Raw genomic sequence first — 18622 nt, 5'->3', positions numbered from 1 at the left:
TCCATTAATACCCGTGGTAGAGCAACAAAAACAAGAACCAGATATTCCAGAGCTTTCACGCACCCAAGTTCTAATAGCAATGGGAATAACAGCCATTATCCTATGGACAGTTGCCAAACTGTGGTTAGGGTTTGGAGACGTTATTCTGTTTAGGTTGTACTGGCAACCTACACACTTAGTTTGGGGTTTAGGATTGGGTTTGAGCATCACCATTTTCAGTAGTGTAGCCTATCGAATTTCTTCCGATTATCGTGAAAGTGCTGATTATTACCTTCGTATGGTACTTAAACCCTTAGTTTTACCTGACTTAATATGGTTAGGACTGCTGCCCGGTTTAAGCGAAGAATTGTTATTTCGTGGTGTAATGCTACCCGCTTTAGGAGCAGATAATGTAGCCGTGATAATTTCCAGTCTTTGTTTTGGAGTTCTGCACCTCACTGGTGCCAAACAGTGGCCCTACGTGGTGTGGGCCACAATTATCGGCATAGTTTTATCCTATGGTGCCCTATGGAGTGGTAACTTACTATTACCCATTGTGGCGCACACTTCCACAAATTGGTTGGCTAGTTATTTGTGGAAAAGATGGCAAATGGCAACATAGTAGTAGAAGGGAATCGCCGAAAAGCACAAAGGGAGTACTAACGGCGAATTCAGCTAAAAATCATCTATTAAACTGCTTAACCTATCAATTACAGGATCAGTTTTTTCCACTGGAACAGGTTGGGAAACAGATGGGTTAAAAACGCCCAAGCTTACTGATGAAACCACAGATTGGCCCTGATTGACCATGTTAGCCAGTTGGGCTACCTGTTGACTAAGTTGCAGAATATGAGATTCCCTGGACAAAAAACGCCGTTCAAGCTCTGCGACTTGACGTTGTAACTCACTGATTTTTTGATCTGGAGACACGGGGATTGTACCACGGGTGGGTGGAGAAGATTCCAACCCACATAGGTACTGCCAAAGAGTTTCCTTGCAGAGGTCACTAAAAGTCTTGCTAGGGTTTGCCTGCAAATAACTTTCCACCTGTGCTAGTAGACTCTCATCGCTAATCCCAGGATTAAAAGTTACAGATTTAACTGTTTTTTTTGACCACTGGAACATTGTTTTTATTGGTTAGCAACCCGACTAGTAGATAATTGGGCTTCACCATAAAGATATTGTCCCAAAGCATTAGCTTCACGAGAGGGAGCGGCTAAATAAGCATTAATTCTAGCCTCTTTGAGCAATCTTTGGATATCCGCCCAGAAGAACTCGCCGCCACCACCGGTGATAATTACATCGGTCACCCGGTCTGGTAACCAAGCTAACACACGAGAGCAAATTTCTCTAGAAAACTGCTCTGTCAAGTTGGGGAGGAAATCATCCAGGTTAGTTGGCTTAGTAGCACCTTTAGGACGATAGAAACGTTCACCTTTTGGTTTGTTCACAGCAGAAATAAGTGCTAAGGACTGACTATCAGCACCCTCGATTTCACCTGCAACTCTCTGATAGAACTCACTCATGGCAAAATCTTCACTTTGGGAAAGACCTCGGGCAAAACGGAAGTTATCAACCATGATTAGGTCAATGGTTTGATGACCAATATCCACAATTCCCACGGAAATTGTAGTTAAATCTGGAACTAATGGACTCTTATTTGGTTGAGATTCTGTCCACAGGAGACTACCATAACCCTCTGGCATTACCCAGACCTTAGTGATACTAATAAGTAAGGATTCACCCCGAAACTTAACAGTATGCGGACCAGTCAATAAGCTAACTAACTGTGCTTTTTCTTTTTCAAATTGTTCTAAGGAGAGGAAGGGTAGACCCAAAACCACGGAAATTTCGCCTTGTAATTTGAAGTAACCAACAGCAGCTAACACTTTTACCAGAGCATCTTCCACCTTGGATTTGCCAACCCCTAGATTGGCACCAAAGTCTGCTGCCAATTGACCGACTGCATAACCACTTCCTTGATATTCCAACCACAAATCTATTATGGGATCGGCAGTTTTACCTTCAAATACACCACTGCGTATCTCTTCAGTGGACATGTGCTTAACATTGGCGGGAATAAAAGCTACAGTTCCAGGTTCGCGACTGACACAGGTTTTAGTAGAGGTTCTACCCAAATCAACACTGAGGATATTTTTCCCAGAACTACTGGTTGGCTTGTGAGTAAGGCCGATGCTGGATACAGTTTGTTTGCTGATACCACTATTCATAGGCACAGCGGCCAAATTAATTGGATTAGCTGCGGGGGTTGGTTCTGTCATGAAGGCTCCTGTTTGTTAACTTAGTTGTCTTGATTTTAAGAGGTTATAGCTTTAGCTAGAAAGTTTAGGACATGAGTTGATGGATAAAAGTGAGATCCAGAGAAAGGTTCTGGCTCACCTCCACCCTCTTACAGGTGGCTACGACTATAGCATATTCACATAATTATCGAGTATGTTGACCTTTGCGCTTAAATACCCAAAGGAAAAATAATACCAATATACCAACCAAAACAATTTTTGATATGGGGTCTATGTATTTTTCCACAAGTTTATACTGGGTTCCCAAGAGGTATCCAGAATATGTCAAAAAGCCAACCCACAGTGCACTACCAAGGGTAGTATATAGCAAAAAGGGTAACATGGGCATGTTGGCCATTCCAGCAGGGATGGAAATCAAGGTGCGAATTCCTGGTACTAAACGACCTATAAGAACTGCTTTGCTACCCTGTCTATTAAACCAGGTTTTAGCCTTGTCAATATCATCGCTAGATATAGCCAACCACTTACCATATTTTTTAGCCAGTTTTTTCAACTGTTGTTCTTGTAACAACCTACCTGGATAATACCAGATTAGAGCACCAAGTGCTGAACCCACTAGTCCTGAAAAAAACACACCAATTATATTCAGTTTTGCTCCTCCTGGTTGATAGGGACTGGCTGTAAATCCGGCCAATGGCATAATCAGTTCCGAGGGGATGGGAGGAAACAGATTTTCTAGGAACATCAGCATAGCAACGCCTATATATCCTAGAGAGTTAATTGTGTTAGTAATCCATTCGAGCATACTGAATTGTTTGTAAGTGTGTTCTTGGTGGTTGATGGGGAATTAGGTTAATATGTCTCCTATTCCCCACAGTTTAGTCCATGGCCATTCCTAAACGCTAGAGGTTAGGGATTGGGACACAGATTCAGTCTGCCATTCTAACGGATTCCAAACTCTTTCTTCCAGGGCCATTTGCTCAATTAAGCTGGCCAGTCTCAAAGCTTTTAGAGCTTGTTCACCACCCACGGAGGGCTGATTACCTCCACGTACACAGTTGACAAAATGTTCCAACTCGGCACTTAAGGGTTGAATGTTACTAGTATAGACTTTTTCTATGATGCCATCTTGTCTATAAAGAGTCTGACGGTCGTTCTGGGGATTGGTATTTTGTCGATGAATAAAAATTTCATTGTTGAGAAAATCAGCTTCTGTAAATGAATTTTTGCAATGAGCGACGATGTGGCGAATTTTTCGGTGGGTGACCTTACTAGCTGTGAGAGTGGCCACAATGCCATTGGCAAACCCTAGGGTAGCAGTGACGTAATCTAAATATCCTGAATCTAGGGAACGTGTGCCATTAGCTGTTAATTTGACCACTGATGAACCAGCTAACTCCAACAGCAAGTCTATGTCATGTATCATTAGGTCTAGTACCACTGATACATCATTAGCCCGACTTGAATAGGGGCTCATCCTATGGGACTCTAGTGCTAAAACCTCTTCGGTCTTCAACACCTGGCTTAGTTCTCTAAAAGCTGGGTTAAATCGCTCAATGTGTCCTACCTGTAAAATACATTGGGACTGGGCGGCAGCATTTACTAGAGATTCTGCTTCAGGAATGCTCGCGGCAATAGGTTTTTCAATTAGTACGTGTATTCCAGCAAGCAAGCAGTTAATGCCTACGGCATAATGGAGTCTCGTTGGAACCACAATACAAACAGCATCTACATGGGGTAATAAATCACAGTATTCTTCAAAAAATCTAACTTTATATCTACTGGCAGTTTCTATTCCTCTCTCCACGTTAATATCAGAAACCCCCACTAGCTCCACATCTTTCATAGAACTGAGCAACCGGGCATGATGTTGACCCATGTTACCCACCCCAATCACCCCCATGCGAATTGCACGCGGTTGGGTGCGTTGTGAGTATAGGTTCGGTTCCGCAACTGATATACTATTGTTGTGCACTATTTTTTCTCCTCAACCACCAAATTAAAAAATGCTACGGCTGTTGGCAATTATACTAAACTGTCAAACATTATCCGTGCAAAACCATCCAAATGGTAACATAGTAGCCCAGTTTGTGAAGAATTTTAAAATTTTTTAAATTTATGTTTTTTATGTTCAATTCCCAATTTACCTTGAAGTTTACCAAAAATCAATTATGAAGGCTGTAATTCTTTTGTCCGGAGGTTTGGATTCCTCTACGGTCTTATATCAGGCTCGTGCAGATGGTTATGAATGCTATGCTATTTCTTTTGATTATCACCAGCGACATCGGCGCGAGTTACAATCAGCTATGTCTATCGCCCAATCCCTAGGAGTGGTTGAACATCAACTGGTCACTTTTGATTTACGTTCTTGGGGGGGATCAGCTTTAACTGATAATTCCATCCCTGTTCCTCATAATCGTCCCCTAGACCAAATGTCGGAGTCTATTCCCATAACCTATGTCCCCGCTCGGAATACCATTTTTTTGAGCTTTGGTCTCGCCTATGCTGAAGCAATTAGGGCTGAACGGGTATATATAGGTGTTAACGCTTTAGATTATTCTGGCTATCCTGACTGTCGTCCTGATTATATCCACGCCATGCAGGAGGTGTTCCGTCTTGGAACTAAACAGGGTCGGGAAGGAAAACCTATTGATATTATCGCACCCCTGATCAATCTGACTAAGACCCAAATTATCCAGTTGGGTAACCGCTTAGGTGTACCCTGGGAATTAACTTGGTCTTGTTATAGTGGTGGGGAACACCCCTGTGGTGTCTGTGACTCCTGTCAGTTACGTTGGGCAGCTTTCCATGAATTGGGTCTAAAGGACCCAGGTGTGTAGTTAATTTTGTTGTAATTAAGTGCGCCCTGCTGGAATCGAACCAGCCTGAAGACGAATTAGTTACCTAAATTACCCAATTACTCGGATAACTCGGCTGCAAAACCGTGCTTGCGACTTTCACCGCACACGGCTTCAAGCTACACCCAATATCTCTTTTTGAGATACCGTCATCTCTTGGTGACTTTCATGACAGTGATTATGTACTACTGCCTTGTTTTCCTTTCTGTTGTTGTTCTTATTTCCGTCTATATAGTGGATTTTAAGGTAGTCCTCAACTGTTAGGTTTTGACCACATAAGTAGCATTTACCCTCTTGTTGTGTTATTCCGAACTTGATGTTTTGAGGTGTTTCCGGGTGGTCAGCCATTCTTTTCGTCCAATAGACCCAATCTCTGTCATAGGGGCTTTTTATTCCCTCTACTTTAATGTGTTGGGCGTATGGGAACTCGTATAATGTGGGTACTGTGAAGAGAGTGTTTCCTTCCTTCCACCCGAAAGTACTAGTCTTTCTTGGTGTTTTATGGAATATCTTCTTGCGTATGTACCCGAGACCGTCTTTGGCAAATCTTTTTCTTCCCCAGTTTAGATACACTTTATCTAGCCTGTGGTTTTCCAATTCCCCAAAGGTTTCCCAGGAGTGGCTACCTGACTTGAAGTAGTTTGCCCAGCTTCTGATTATCCAGCTCAACCGCTTGATCATCATCGGGGGGTTTTTGTCGTGTCCCTGATTTAGAGTTTCTTTGATGTCATTCACAAATCTTTCCACGGACTTCTCCGATGGTTTGATTTTAGTTAACATTCCCGGAAATTCGCCATTGACTTTTTCATTGGATTTGTACTTGCCTATTTTATAGGTTCTGATGTTAAATCCAAGAAAGTCTAGTCCTGGTTTTTCCCCGTTGTATTCCTCCATGGTGTGACACATCCTGATCTTTTGTTGATTTAGGTTTAACCCTATTTCTCCTAACCAGGTCTCTACTTCAGTCTTTACTGCTTTGATGGTTTCTTCTTCCCAGTGTAGTACCAGGAAGTCATGGGCGTATTTTATGAGTCTAGCTTCCCCTATCTCCTCGACCCTACCTTGAGCCTGATTGGCACTTAGATATGGAAATTTCTGGGAAATGTGAGTTTCTAGTCCGTGTAGTGCAATATTTGCCAAAAGAGGCGAAATGACCCCTCCCACTGGCACACCTTTTTCCATTGGATGGAATACCTCGCCTATCATTACTCCGCTTTTCAGCCAAGCCCTGATTTGGCGTTCCATTATGGGGAAGGTGTTACACTTTTCTACTATTGCCTCATGTTTTACCTTGTCAAAGCAACCACTAATATCCACACTTAGGACATAGCTAGTTCTTCTACGGACTTGGCTCTCAATGGCGCTGATCGCATCGTGACAGCTTCTCCCTGGTCTAAACCCATAGTTATTGGGTTCAAATTTTGCTTCCCATTCCGGTTCTAGAGCCATTTTTGCCAAGGCTTGTTTGGCTCTATCTTCCATCTTTGAAATTCCTAGATTTCTGGATTCTCCATTGGATTTGGGGATTTCCATCCTCGTTAATGGAATTGCCTTTCCGTCTAGTTCCAGGTTTTTGGCTAGGTCGATTATCTGGTCGCCATCTGCTGTTTTTTTACCCTTGTTATCCTGTGTGACCTTTTTGATTGCCAATAGTTTGGCGCTGTAGGAATTTATTAGGATTTTCTGATATTTAACAACAGAACTTTTATCACCAGTCAGAGATGCTTGATAAATCTTGGATTGTAACCGCGACACCTTGTACTGGATGTTATTCCAATCCAAACGTGTCCATACTGCTTCTTGAGCTTTAGTCATCGGCTTTCATCTTTGATTCACCTGAAATGTAGCCACTTACCTTTTGGCATATTCTACCCATTACAGGTAGACTTTGGCTTGAGGTAAGTTCCTTCCCAACTATCTTAGGCTTTGACTTAGCCTCCTTATAAAGGTTTACAAGACAGTTAGTTCCCAGTCTTTATTCGCCAACCATTGTTATGTTCACTTAGGCTCCTACTTTCTACGGTGTGGTCTGTAAGGTCAGAGTTCCTATCACTCAACATAGGGGTTACTTTGCCACATTGAACTTTTGTTCGCAGTGTGTCAGTCCATTTCACTGCTTTATTTAGCCGTAGTTCTGACGCAGGTTCACTTTCGTTAGCCATATGAACTCCCTCTCCTCTGCTTTGATCGGACTTTCTTAGCGTTGGATTTGTGTACTTGCTTCCCCCCTCTATTGGGTCAGAATAAAGAGGTGTACACTGGAGTCACCATCTGACTTGATGGAGGGACTTTCACCCTCATGGATGGAGTTGAGACTGTCGCACTGAGTTCGTTGCCTCCCCAATCGGCCAAAGGCGCTAGTTGCTTGAAGTTCAAACCAACTCAAACTAACATAGCATAGTTTTTATAATTTTACGCCAACCCAAAAAAAATTTTTTAGTTTAGGCTGGAAATCGCTATTAAACAAGGTCTGACAATGATAACAACAAATTCCACTGCGGTTCTAACTTTAATTTTGGTAGCCCTGATGCTGATGACAGGTTCAGTTAGTGCTTTTTTGGGTTTTTCTATGGGAAGCTCTGCTCTCAAGGGGGTAACATCACCGGATGGTCGTCCCACATCTAAGTTAATTAGTAGTAAGAATAATGATTTGCAATCTGTCCCTATATCTTTCTTAAAAGAAGAGGATATAATTAATCAGGTGAAAAAACGAATAGAAAAAAACAAGACTAACAATAATCGAACAAGGAAGGTCGAAGAAGAGGAAGAAACCGTATCCACAAAAGATAAATCTCAACAAAAAGCACAAGAACTTCCAGAAGAACCCCCACAGCCAGGATTTCCCGTGGTGGCTGAAAGTGAGGGTGTAAACATGTCCGTACGGTCAGCTAGTTATTCCGGTGGTCAACTCATACTCAAGGTCAAAATGCACAATCAGTCTGATGAATCTGTGAGATTTTTATATAGTTTTCTAGATGTTACAGACGATAAAGGCAGAGTTTTGACTGCTACTACAGATGGTTTACCCGCCGAGCTACCAGGTAACGGGCCCATATTTACGGGTAAGATTAGCATCCCCACTGCTTTACTTAACGATGTGAGTAGTTTAACCTTGTCTCTAACAGACTACCCTGCTCAAAAACTTAAATTACAGCTGTCTGATATTCCTGTAGAAAAATAAGGAAAAATAAAAAATCAACACCGGATTTCATCTAAAATAGGGAGTTGGGAGCAGTCTAAAATTCTCATAAAAATTATTCTACACGAGCTTGAGAGGTGATCACTTTTCCCCAGTTAATTTGGACAGATATAGGATTAAAATTGTTGTCAATACTAATTTTGATAACAATTAACGCCTTTTTTGTAGCAGCAGAATTTGCTATGGTAACTGTGCGTCGAACCCGCATTCATCAACTGGTTCAGTCTGGTGATGCACCTGCGATCGCAGTGGAAATGTTACAACGTAGTATTGATAGGTTGCTATCTACCGCTCAATTAGGTATTACTCTTTCTAGCTTGGCTCTGGGTTGGATTGGAGAAAGTAGCATTGTTCCCCTCATAGAAGCATGGCTACAATCTCTTTCTTTACCGGGCAATTTGGGGAATCTAAGTAATGTGGTAGTGGCTCATTCCTTATCAATTCCCCTGACCTTTTTTCTGATTGCCTACTTGCAGATTGTTCTGGGAGAATTATTTCCCAAATCAGTTGCGATGATGTATTCGGAAAAATTTGCCCGTCTTTTAGGCCCTTCGGTTAAAGCTATAGTTCGGTTTTTTAGTCCGGTCATTTGGATTCTCAACCAATCTACCCGTCACTTACTAAAATTATTTGGTGTTGAGTACACAGGTCAAAGTTGGAGACCTCCGGTAACACCGGAAGAATTGCAATTAATTATTTCGACGGAGCGAGAATCAACTGGATTAGAATTAGCTGAAAGGGAACTTTTAAACAATGTGTTTGAATTTGGAGAAATCACCACCCAATCGGTGATGATCCCCCGCACAAATATTATCTCTCTATCAGTAGACGCTAGTTTTCAAAAACTTCTGGAGGAAATAACATCTAGTGGATATTCTCGTTATCCCGTGATTGGTGAATCTTTAGATGATATTCGTGGCATTATCTATTTTCAAGACCTAGCCACACCCTTGTCCCAGGGAAAAATGAACCCAGAGACAAAAATTTACCCCTGGATGCGTTCTCCTCGGTTTGTCCCAGAACAAACCCTGGTGAGCGAATTATTATCAATGATGCAACGGGAAAAATCAACCATGGTAATTGTAGTTGATGAGTTTGGTGCTACAGCAGGTATGATCACCATTGGGGATGTTATTGAGGAAATTATCGGTCATGCGGGCAATTCTTCCGCAAATGAGGGGGTAGCAATTCAAAGATTAGAAAGGCAAAGTTTTCTAGTACAAGCACAGACAAATTTGGAAGAACTCAATCGGTTCCTACAAATTGACTTACCGCTTGCACGAGAATATCAAACTCTAGGTGGGTTTTTACTGTATCAGTTACAGAGAATACCCAGTAAAGGAGAAATTTATGTCTATAATAATCTACAATTTACTGTGGTTTCCGTTAATGGTCCTAGGTTACACCAAATTGAAATCACCACCAAATCACCAAAAAGCACTGAACCTAGCCGATTATAAATACAAGCTACCAAGATACTTATCTACAACCATTTAGCTGCTTCTTTAGCATGATAGGTTAGAATCATATCAGCACCTGCACGTTTAAATCCTGTTAGAGTTTCCATTACAACTCGCTGCTCATCTATCCAGCCATTTAAAGCAGCTGCTTTTACCATAGAATACTCTCCGGATACATTATAAGCTGCCACGGGTAAATTGCTAGCTTTTTTAACCTGCCAAATAATATCCATGTATGCCAAAGCAGGTTTTACCATCAGCATATCAGCACCTTCAATAATATCCAACTCTATTTCTTTGATAGCTTCCCGGGAATTAGCTGGATCCATTTGGTAAGTACGTCTGTCACCAAATTGTGGTGTGGAGTCTGCGGCATCTCTAAATGGACCATAATAGGCAGAAGCATACTTGGCAGCATAGGACATGATGGGAATATTTTCAAAACCTGCTTCATCTAAGCCAGCGCGAATAGCTTGGACAAAACCATCCATCATTCCAGAAGGAGCAATAATATCAGCACCAGCTTGAGCTTGAGAAATTGCAGTTTTTTTCAACAACTCTAAAGTGGGATCATTTAACACTCTTCCCGTTAAGTCTCCTGTTTGTAAGTAACCACAATGACCATGACTAGTGTACTCACACAAACAAGTATCCGTGACCACGATTAAATCTGGAATTGCCTGTTTAACTGCGGTTGTTGCCTTTTGCACAATGCCACAATCATGCCACGCACCAGTAGCATCTATATCTTTGTCTTCAGGTATACCAAATAAAATAATTGCTGGAATTCCTAAATCATAGACTTCCTTTGCTTCTTCCACAATTTTGTCTATGGAGAGTTGATAAACCCCTGGCATGGATTTTACCTCATTAGCGATACTTTCACCAGGAACAGCAAACAAAGGATAGATTAAATCGCTTGTAGTTAAGACAGTTTCACGCACCATCCGACGTAATTGAGGATGGGTACGTAAACGACGGGGACGATGGGTGGGAAACATAAAACCTAATTTGATCTTAGACAAGTGGACATACAACAAACAGTCACAAACACCATAATCGGGTCTGGGACTTTCAGCCAAAATGAAAACAGTGCTTAACTGTGTTTGCCTCACTGCTAATCAAGCTATGGGGCAATTTTATATTCTACAGCTGGATTGATACTTTCTCGGAAATAATTTACTAAAAATTAATGTTGACCTTTAAAAAACTCGAAAGATAAAAGGATAGCTAAAGGCCAGGTCTGGATTTGCCAGGACCTTGACAATGGCAAAAATTGTCAGCGCCCAGTGAATTAAATATCCCACACCCGCTAGAGGAAGTAATATTATTAGGGGTAGGACTAACCAACCCAACAGAAAAAACAAACCTGCTAAAATGGCCCCATAAAACCAAACGTTAAAATGGAAATTTATGGACTCCTTGGCATTGTCTTTAACAACTGGGTCATCGGAAATAATTAGTATGGCAACAGGTAAACCCACAGATATCACCGTAGTGCTAAAGAAAATGGCACCGTGGCACAGGGCGGAGAGTATTTTGCGTTTGTCTTGATCAAAGCCCGTATACATCTTAACTTTGTCCTTATCTCTTATGGTCACTCATACAGTTATTATTTCATACATTGAATAGATTTGACCATATCGACCATCCCCTTAATACCACAAAGTAAATCTAAGTGCTAAATTTGACTCAAAATAGGTCTTCTATCTGGGTTGCTGCTTCCACAGACCAGATACTAACACCAACTGCTGTTGCTCTTGGTAAGTTTGATGGTGTTCATCTTGGTCATCAACGAGTTATTGAACCGGTTCGAAATTCCCACACCCAAGACAATATAGACAATATAAAGTCCATTCACTCAACTGTTGTGACCTTTGATCCCCATCCTGAGGAATTTTTTAGCGGCCAACCCCGCTCCCTGTTAACACCACTGGTGGAAAAGATAGAATGTCTACAAGGACTAGGTATAGACCAATTGGTATTATTACCCTTTGATAGGGAATTATCCGCTCTTTCACCCCGGGATTTTGTGGAAAAAATCTTGGTGCAACAACTCCAATGTCGGAAAATTAGTGTGGGTGAAGACTTTTGTTTTGGTCAAAAACGTCTTGGCACTGCTAGGGATTTGCAAATTTTAGCTGGTTTGTATAATATACCTGTTAATATAGTTCCTATTCAAATGGATATGATTAATTTACCCGCAAATGATGACACAATAGATGGTCAGGAGAATCGTATTAGCACTTCCCTAATCCGAGAATCTTTATCTCTAGGTGATGTCCCCAGGGCTAACCGTCTATTGGGAAGACCTTATACTCTATCTGGTATAGTAGTCACCGGAAAAAAACTGGGTAGAACTATCGGTTTTCCCACAGCTAATCTGCAACTACCACAGGATAAATTTTTACCTCGTCAAGGAGTATATGCTGTTAGGGCTTTAATAGACACCAGTCCCCAGGTCATCCTTGGGGTGATGAATATTGGCAATCGCCCTACAGTTAATGGCTATTCTTTATCTGTAGAAGTACATTTGTTTGACTGGGAGGGGGACTTATATGGCAGACAATTAGTTCTGGAGCTAGTAGAATTCCTACGTCCTGAACAAAAGTTTCCCAATCTGGAGGCTCTTAAGCAGCAAATTGAACTAGACTGTGTCACTGCTAAGCATGTTTTTGCCGCTAGTTAGTCAAAAAGCCCATCGGAACTACCAGACGGGCTTTTTTTGATACAAGTGGCGGGAAGTGGATTTGAACCACTGACCTTCGGGTTATGAGCCCGACGAGCTACCAGGCTGCTCTATCCCGCGTTGCTTTTTTTCCTTACCCATCTAACATAACTCCAAATCTAGAATTTGTCAACTATAAAAATGATAATTCTCCAATTACCTCCAAACGTTTGTATTTGCTGAGGTTCATGAATTTATCTCCTAAACTTTGGGCCACGCTAGGACTAATCCATCCCATTTGTTGTAGGAGATGAATAGCTGCTGCGTACTTAGCTCGTTTGCTCCCATCAGCCACTTTAATGGTTAATCCCATTCCTTCCCCTAGTCTGCTAATACACTGCACTCCCTCAGCTCCAGACTTACTAATTAGTTCTCCGGGAGCCAATCGCATTATTTCCGTATCAAATTCTCCTTCTCCAGCTACCATCACTGGATGGTGATTCATCGCTCGCACAATCCTTTCCATATCTAGATTATTGCTAGACCCCAAAAGAGCATATAAGAAAGCCATTTGACCCAGTTGCATGAGATATGTCGGTGCACCACAGTCATCTCGAACACCTATAAATTCTGCCGCTGGCATTCTTAGTAGTTCCGCTACTTTGCTTAGAATCAACTGTTGGACAGGATGTTTTTTGTCTAAATAATTGTTTAAAGGCCAGTGCCTTTGCTGACAAACGGCTAACATACCCGCATGTTTACCAGAACAATTATATTCCAGTGGACTGCGCTTACCGGAAGGAATGGGGCATTGTAACATGGTTGTTTCTAGATCAACCCGCCAGATAATATTAAATACTTGTCTGACTTGTTCAATGCTACCTTGGTGAGAACTAGTGATAATCGCTAGATCGCGATCGCTCAAACCATAGCGTTCTATGGTGCCCGTGCTGGTCACGGCTAGAGCTTGAAATGGTTTCAATGCGGAACGGGCAAATGTGGCTGTTTCAGCGTTACCAGCTACAGATAAAACCCTTCCTCTGTCATCACTAACTGCAGCTTGCACTACGTGTCGAGATTCGATAATACCTTCTCGCAGTAGTCTAACTTCCAGATCTTTGGCCTGTGTTCTTTTTCCCATTGTCATGGGTCTATTTTGTAATTGGTCTTGTGGTGGTCATGATAATAAAATATCATATCACTGATTTCCAGTGGATTGGGGAATATAAAGGTAGGATAGTATTGATTAAATGACAAGGATCCCTATGTCCAAAACACAGTCTAAAAGTCAGCTCGTTAAGGGCACCAGTCAAAATCCTCTTGACCTCAAACCGGAGGTAGCTATCTCCATCCTCGGACTTTTTTCCGCTGCTAATGAGCAAGAAGGTATTATTTACACTAAAGATTACCCCATACCTGACCTGTTTGATGGGTTACAAATTTTTGATGAATACACTGAAGAAGAATTTAATGCTTTATCATCTACAGTGGATTCCTATATTGATGAAAACAAGAACCGACTTGAGGATCTCATCCCCAGTGCTATTTCATCTCTGTTAAAATTAGAGGATGAAGGTATTTATTGTGAAATCGCATACGTCCTGGCCCTACTCATCATGGATATTGATGAAGAATTATCTGAAGCTGACCAAGACTATCTACTTGCACTACAGGAAGCATTAAAGATTCCTGATGATCGTGCTGAAGAGTTAATAGATGAGATTTTTGATGAAGAATATGAAGATGAGGAGGAAGATGAAGACTAATAGAAGTTATGAAAAATTAGATAACTTTAAATAATTGCAACAAGTTTAATCGCACTTACCTGCTCATGAATAGTATTTAGTTTCATGGGCTTTTACGCTCCAATAGAATTCTAATCATATTGAGAACAATCCGTGGGGATTTGGATGACAAATTCTGTTCCCATTCCCGGTTGGGATAGACAATGAATTTTTCCCCGATGTTGATTGACTATAATTTGATAACTAATAGATAATCCTAAACCAGTACCTTCACCCACGGGTTTGGTCGTGAAAAAGGGCTCAAAAATTCGGTTTTTCATTTCGGTAGTCATCCCCTTGCCATTATCTTTAACACAAATTCTCACCCAATCACGACTAATCACTGATGTGGAGATGATTATTTTTCCCGTAAAAATCTCCTTTGCTGCTGCTGATAAAGTTAGTCGGTGTTCATATACAGCATCAATTGCATTACCAATTATATTCATAAATACTTGATTTAACTGAGAAGCATAACAAGTAATTAACGGCAGATCGCTATAGTTTTTGACAATAAGATTTTTGGCAGATCCTAACTTTTCCTTAAATTGAGGTTGTAAGAGGATTAAGGTACTGTCAATACTCTGGTGAATATCTAAAGGTTTAATTTCTGATTCATCGACACGAGAAAAATTACGTAAACTCACAACTAAATCTCGAATTCTTTCCGCACCTACGGACATAGAATTTAATACCTTTGGTAAATCAGCTACTAAAAAATCAACATTTATAGACTTAATTTTTTCTACAATTATCTGGTGGGGAGTGGGATATTCTTGTTGATAGATATTGAGTAAATCTAGTAGGTATTGAATGTAGTCAATGGCGTGATCAACATTAGCATATATAAAATTGACAGGATTGTTGATTTCATGAGCGATACTAGCTACCATTTGCCCTAGACTGGACATTTTTTCCGTGTGAATCAACTGCATTTGGGTAGATTTTAACTCCTGTAAAGTTTTTTCCAGATGGAGATTATTATCATTTAACTCCTTAGTTCTAATGGCGACTTTTTCTTCCAACCTTTCATATAGTTCAGCATTCTCTAAAGAAATAGCTGCTTGGGAAGATAGTAGTTTTAAAACTTTCAGTCTGTCGGGAGTAAATGCACCTGTAGTCAAGCGATTTTCCAGATAAATTATACCCATAAGTTGTCCATGCTTTAATATAGGATTACACAGTATAGACTTGGGCTGATATTTGATAATATAAGGATCTATAGCAAATTTTTTATCTATACTATTACTATCAATAAGTATCTCATTTTGAGTGTTGTTGACATAATTGATTATATTGATTGGGATATCCTGACTATCCTTAATTGGTATAAGTTCCCAACCGGTATTTTGATTTTCTTGTACTACAGTAAACAAGTTGGAGTCTTTTTTAAGAATTAACGTGGCTTTTTTTGCTCCTGTATTTTCAATAATTACATTCAATAGAGTACCCAGCAATTTATCTATTTTTATTTCTGATGAAATGGCTAAGGATGCTTTTGTAACTGTTTCCAAATCTAGAATAGCTGATACATTTTTGTTGCTATCCATAATTTTAGTCATAAAATTCGTTTCTTCTGCAATTATTGTTCTGGGTTTGAGGACAGGAGCAAGTAATTCAGGATAAGATATTTCCAGATCGATTACTTTTGATTTAGCTCCCCAATTCACATAACAATAATAAGCATCAATTAAGTAAGTTTGAGCAATTTTGTTCCTACCACAACTAAGATAGAATCTAGCAGCCAACTCATTTGCCAGAGCTTCTTCCTGAATGTATCTATTTTTTCTAGCACCCATAATAGCCTGGTCATAAAGTTCACCTGCTTGCCAATAATTGCTGAGAACTCTTGCCATTTCTGCTGCTATTAGATCATACTTATGTTGATAATTTTCTGGACATTGACTGGCCCATATTGCCATAGATTCTTGATTGACTTTAACCGTTCCTAGATATTTTTCTAAATTTTCTTGATTTGCATGTGATTTTTGGGAGCATTCACCCAACAGAACCAAAGAATAATAAAAATTATATTGGCTACAACCAATCTGAGTGAAGACGTAGTTCAAATGTTCAGTCATTTGAAGAACAGCTTCTAAAGATTTTTGATGGTTATGGAATAGGTAGAAAAATATAGTTTTAGCCAAGTAGAATGTGAATATTAGAGTAGAAGCTTTGGATTGGATTAAGATTGATAACAATTCAGTATTATCAAATGAATTATGAAAAGAACCAGAACTGGGATCATAATTTAACAACTCTAAAACTAATTGCTTCCAAATTAAATGTACTAGAACTGCGCCCTGTTGTTTAAATCTATACATTAAATTTATATGGGTTTCCAATTCCTGTAAAAGAAAGGTTAAATTTTCACCAATTAAAAATTTATTTTGATTATAGATAGCAGATGCGTAACCGACATGCTCTAAATCGCCAGTTTCCATGCCATAATTCATGCATTCTGATAAACTAGTTATGGTTTGTTGTAAGTGATTTTTCCAGAAATTAATGTTTGAGTTACAAGTTAAGAGAACCACACATTTAACTTCCTGAGTATTAAACCTGTTGGCTAAATTCAATGCCAATTGACCATAACGGTATCCATTGTCAATATTGCCAGCAACTCTACATAATAACAGACCATAATGGGCATAACCAGAAGCAGAAGTTGAACAATTACCATATTGTAATGATAAATGGATCATCGTAAAAACTATTCTGTCAAATAGTTTTAGGTCAAAACAATAGGTAGCGGTGGTAATATTTCCTAGTATTCGCATGGCTGCTATTTTATCAGGTGCAGTCATGACAGGTAAATTAATTAGTTCATCCACATAGTTTTGATTCTGATTCTTGAGAATTTTAGGTGATTCTTCTACCAATTGAATTCCCAACATATTGATAATATGTATACCTGTTTCAATTGCCAATTTTATTTGGACTTTTGCCATATATATTTGAATTTGTATCTCATATACAGGTACTTGATCAAGGAGGGTAACTGCCTTTTGTTGGACCAATTCAATATAGATTTCTGCCCGGTCAAAATTGATGTTGAGAAATTCTACTTCTACTGCTTCTAAGTACAAGTTTAAAGTTAGATAATAATGAGTTTCCCAGCTATTTGCTGGTAAAATTTCTAAGGCAAATCTTAAGTAATTAATAGCAGCTTCGTACGCTGTTGATAGTTTGGCTTTATGACCTGCTATTAAGTTCAGTTCAGCCAATTGATATTTTTCTACTTCCCTTGCTGTGTCAATTATTGTTCTGGCCACATTTAATTGATTAGCTATAATAAATATTTTTTCTTCTAGTTCCTTTTTATCTCTATTTTTAGAGTATTCATAAATTAATTGACCAAGATGCCAATGGGTTGATTCTTTCTCGTTATCTGGAATTAATAAATAGGCTGCTTGCTGTACTCGATCATGGAAGAATTTGTATTTTTTGATGTAATCATTTTGATAGGTTTCAGGATATAATAAATTGTGTTTTTCGTCTTGAGGAATAATCAGTTCTGCGGTCAAAGCATTCTGCAAGTTGGATGCTATTTCCAGCTGGGACTTCTCACAAGTAATGGCTAGGGTTAATAAATCAAACTCATTACCAATGCAAGCAGCGATCTTTAGCACTTCCTGTGTAGCAACGGGTAATTTGTGGATTTGTGTTGCTAAGGCGTTGCATATTTGCGGGATGAATCAACTAAACGCGGGTATTACTTCATACTTTAAATAGTGAAGTAATAATTTAATTGAATACCTAAGCATATCTACAGATTTTGAATAGCATAGCGTTTTTCTATGTAGTCGCGCTAAGTAGTGACGTAAACGTGTATTTTCACCCTCTACCCTAGTCATATATGTTTTGCTCACAATATGATCCTCTGGCTGAATAAAACTCGGATAAACCCTCCACCCATCAGTAACATAAAAAAAGCATTGCCAGAGTTTAACGATGTCCCACAAAGGTTGAAATGCTTGTGAGCTGTGGTCTCCCACAACCCAAGCCAGGATATTTTTACGGAAGTGATTTACTGCTGTCCACAACCATATTTTGTTTTTTTTTGATCCCACAAAGGTCTCCAACTCATCAAGCTCACCTACCAAGGGTGTTTCCTCAACTGGTGGAGCATCTGGAAGTATGGAACCAATTTGTTTTAGCCAGTAAATAATAGTTGTATGATGAACGCCTTTATCGCGTTCAATTGCTCTAAATCCCATACCGTTAACATAAGAGCGCAGGCAACTTTGTTTAACTTCTTCTGAATAGCCTTTAGGTGGACTATAGACATCGATAAATTGACGACCACAATCAACACAAATGTGATTTTGTTTACCTCGACGTTTGCCATTCTTTCTGATTTTGGAAGACCCGCAGTTTGGACAATGCACAGTAGATTACCTCAATTCATAC

At 39.9% G+C, this 18622-nt stretch carries 16 protein-coding genes and 1 tRNA gene; 6 read left to right on the top strand and 11 right to left on the bottom strand.

What is annotated here, in order from left to right; genetic code table 11:
* Positions 1-13 precede the first annotated feature (13 nt).
* Complete coding sequence (locus tag C6N34_RS11780) at positions 14-601, top strand: CPBP family intramembrane glutamic endopeptidase (RefSeq protein WP_115539170.1); 588 nt, start codon at positions 14-16, stop codon at positions 599-601.
* Between the two features lie 53 nt (positions 602-654).
* Here C6N34_RS11780 and C6N34_RS11775 read toward each other — a convergent pair whose 3' ends face one another.
* The 4 genes from C6N34_RS11775 to C6N34_RS11760 all read right to left on the bottom strand — a co-directional run bounded on the left by C6N34_RS11775 (position 655) and on the right by C6N34_RS11760 (position 4200).
* Positions 655-1104 carry a hypothetical protein gene (locus tag C6N34_RS11775; RefSeq protein ID WP_057177552.1) on the bottom strand — a complete coding sequence of 150 codons (450 nt, stop codon included), beginning with the start codon at positions 1102-1104 and terminating at the stop codon, positions 655-657.
* Positions 1105-1109: 5 nt separating this feature from the next.
* Entirely contained in the window at positions 1110-2261 is a 1152-nt protein-coding gene (locus tag C6N34_RS11770) for a ParM/StbA family protein (protein ID WP_057177551.1), read from the bottom strand.
* Between the two features lie 163 nt (positions 2262-2424).
* A complete protein-coding gene (locus tag C6N34_RS11765; RefSeq protein ID WP_115539169.1) occupies positions 2425-3045 on the bottom strand; it encodes a DedA family protein in 621 nt (206 codons plus the stop codon).
* Positions 3046-3135: 90 nt separating this feature from the next.
* A complete protein-coding gene (locus C6N34_RS11760) occupies positions 3136-4200 on the bottom strand; it encodes a Gfo/Idh/MocA family protein (protein ID WP_180981248.1) in 1065 nt (354 codons plus the stop codon).
* A 211-nt stretch (positions 4201-4411) separates the two neighbouring features.
* Between C6N34_RS11760 and queC the strand changes: the two genes are divergently transcribed.
* Entirely contained in the window at positions 4412-5080 is a 669-nt protein-coding gene (gene queC, locus C6N34_RS11755) for a 7-cyano-7-deazaguanine synthase QueC (protein WP_115539168.1), read from the top strand.
* Positions 5081-5212: 132 nt separating this feature from the next.
* Here queC and C6N34_RS11750 read toward each other — a convergent pair whose 3' ends face one another.
* Entirely contained in the window at positions 5213-6913 is a 1701-nt protein-coding gene (locus tag C6N34_RS11750; protein ID WP_115539167.1) for a reverse transcriptase domain-containing protein, read from the bottom strand.
* A gap of 664 nt (positions 6914-7577) precedes the next feature.
* Here C6N34_RS11750 and C6N34_RS11745 point away from each other — a divergent pair.
* Positions 7578-8279, top strand: a complete 702-nt coding sequence (locus tag C6N34_RS11745) for a DUF3157 family protein (RefSeq protein WP_115539175.1) — start codon at positions 7578-7580, stop codon at positions 8277-8279.
* Between the two features lie 95 nt (positions 8280-8374).
* Positions 8375-9757 carry a hemolysin family protein gene (locus tag C6N34_RS11740; protein WP_057177544.1) on the top strand — a complete coding sequence of 461 codons (1383 nt, stop codon included), beginning with the start codon at positions 8375-8377 and terminating at the stop codon, positions 9755-9757.
* A gap of 23 nt (positions 9758-9780) precedes the next feature.
* On the opposite strand, the gene hemB is transcribed toward C6N34_RS11740, so the two are convergent.
* Together hemB and C6N34_RS11730 are read right to left on the bottom strand one after the other, a co-directional pair.
* On the bottom strand, positions 9781-10758 hold the full coding sequence (hemB, locus tag C6N34_RS11735; protein ID WP_057177600.1) for a porphobilinogen synthase: 978 nt from the start codon (positions 10756-10758) through the stop codon (positions 9781-9783).
* A 201-nt stretch (positions 10759-10959) separates the two neighbouring features.
* The gene (locus C6N34_RS11730; protein WP_006275923.1) at positions 10960-11328 is read right to left on the bottom strand and encodes a DUF4870 domain-containing protein; all 369 of its coding nucleotides are present in this window, start codon (positions 11326-11328) and stop codon (positions 10960-10962) included.
* A gap of 107 nt (positions 11329-11435) precedes the next feature.
* Between C6N34_RS11730 and C6N34_RS11725 the strand changes: the two genes are divergently transcribed.
* Positions 11436-12446, top strand: a complete 1011-nt coding sequence (locus tag C6N34_RS11725) for a bifunctional riboflavin kinase/FAD synthetase (protein ID WP_006275924.1) — start codon at positions 11436-11438, stop codon at positions 12444-12446.
* Between the two features lie 46 nt (positions 12447-12492).
* On the opposite strand, the gene C6N34_RS11720 is transcribed toward C6N34_RS11725, so the two are convergent.
* Both C6N34_RS11720 and C6N34_RS11715 read right to left on the bottom strand, forming a co-directional pair.
* Positions 12493-12566: transfer RNA gene (locus C6N34_RS11720), tRNA-Met, on the bottom strand.
* Between the two features lie 52 nt (positions 12567-12618).
* Entirely contained in the window at positions 12619-13572 is a 954-nt protein-coding gene (locus C6N34_RS11715) for an asparaginase (protein WP_006275925.1), read from the bottom strand.
* 118 nt (positions 13573-13690) lie between these two features.
* Between C6N34_RS11715 and C6N34_RS11710 the strand changes: the two genes are divergently transcribed.
* Positions 13691-14191, top strand: a complete 501-nt coding sequence (locus tag C6N34_RS11710; protein WP_006275926.1) for a hypothetical protein — start codon at positions 13691-13693, stop codon at positions 14189-14191.
* Between the two features lie 110 nt (positions 14192-14301).
* Here C6N34_RS11710 and C6N34_RS11705 read toward each other — a convergent pair whose 3' ends face one another.
* Positions 14302-17841, bottom strand: coding sequence for an ATP-binding protein (locus C6N34_RS11705; protein ID WP_236107020.1), 3540 nt, complete (start codon positions 17839-17841; stop codon positions 14302-14304).
* A 66-nt stretch (positions 17842-17907) separates the two neighbouring features.
* Positions 17908-18600, bottom strand: coding sequence for an IS1 family transposase (locus C6N34_RS11700; protein ID WP_141302948.1), 693 nt, complete (start codon positions 18598-18600; stop codon positions 17908-17910).
* Between the last annotated feature and the right edge of the window lie 22 nt (positions 18601-18622).

This window comes from Cylindrospermopsis raciborskii Cr2010 (genome assembly GCF_003367075.2).
GTDB lineage: Bacteria > Cyanobacteriota > Cyanobacteriia > Cyanobacteriales > Nostocaceae > Raphidiopsis > Raphidiopsis raciborskii.
The sequence above is the reverse complement of the archived record's forward strand: the minus strand, read 5'-3'. Positions and strand labels throughout refer to the sequence as shown.

Coding starts and splice junctions, on each gene's coding strand:
- C6N34_RS11775 (WP_057177552.1), bottom strand. CDS start 1,104: ATGTTCCAGTGGTCAAAAAAAACAGTTAAATCTGTAACTTTTAATCCT.
- C6N34_RS11770 (WP_057177551.1), bottom strand. CDS start 2,261: ATGACAGAACCAACCCCCGCAGCTAATCCAATTAATTTGGCCGCTGTG.
- C6N34_RS11765 (WP_115539169.1), bottom strand. CDS start 3,045: ATGCTCGAATGGATTACTAACACAATTAACTCTCTAGGATATATAGGC.
- queC (WP_115539168.1), top strand. CDS start 4,412: ATGAAGGCTGTAATTCTTTTGTCCGGAGGTTTGGATTCCTCTACGGTC.
- C6N34_RS11750 (WP_115539167.1), bottom strand. CDS start 6,913: ATGACTAAAGCTCAAGAAGCAGTATGGACACGTTTGGATTGGAATAAC.
- hemB (WP_057177600.1), bottom strand. CDS start 10,758: ATGTTTCCCACCCATCGTCCCCGTCGTTTACGTACCCATCCTCAATTA.
- C6N34_RS11730 (WP_006275923.1), bottom strand. CDS start 11,328: ATGTATACGGGCTTTGATCAAGACAAACGCAAAATACTCTCCGCCCTG.
- C6N34_RS11715 (WP_006275925.1), bottom strand. CDS start 13,572: ATGACAATGGGAAAAAGAACACAGGCCAAAGATCTGGAAGTTAGACTA.
- C6N34_RS11710 (WP_006275926.1), top strand. CDS start 13,691: ATGTCCAAAACACAGTCTAAAAGTCAGCTCGTTAAGGGCACCAGTCAA.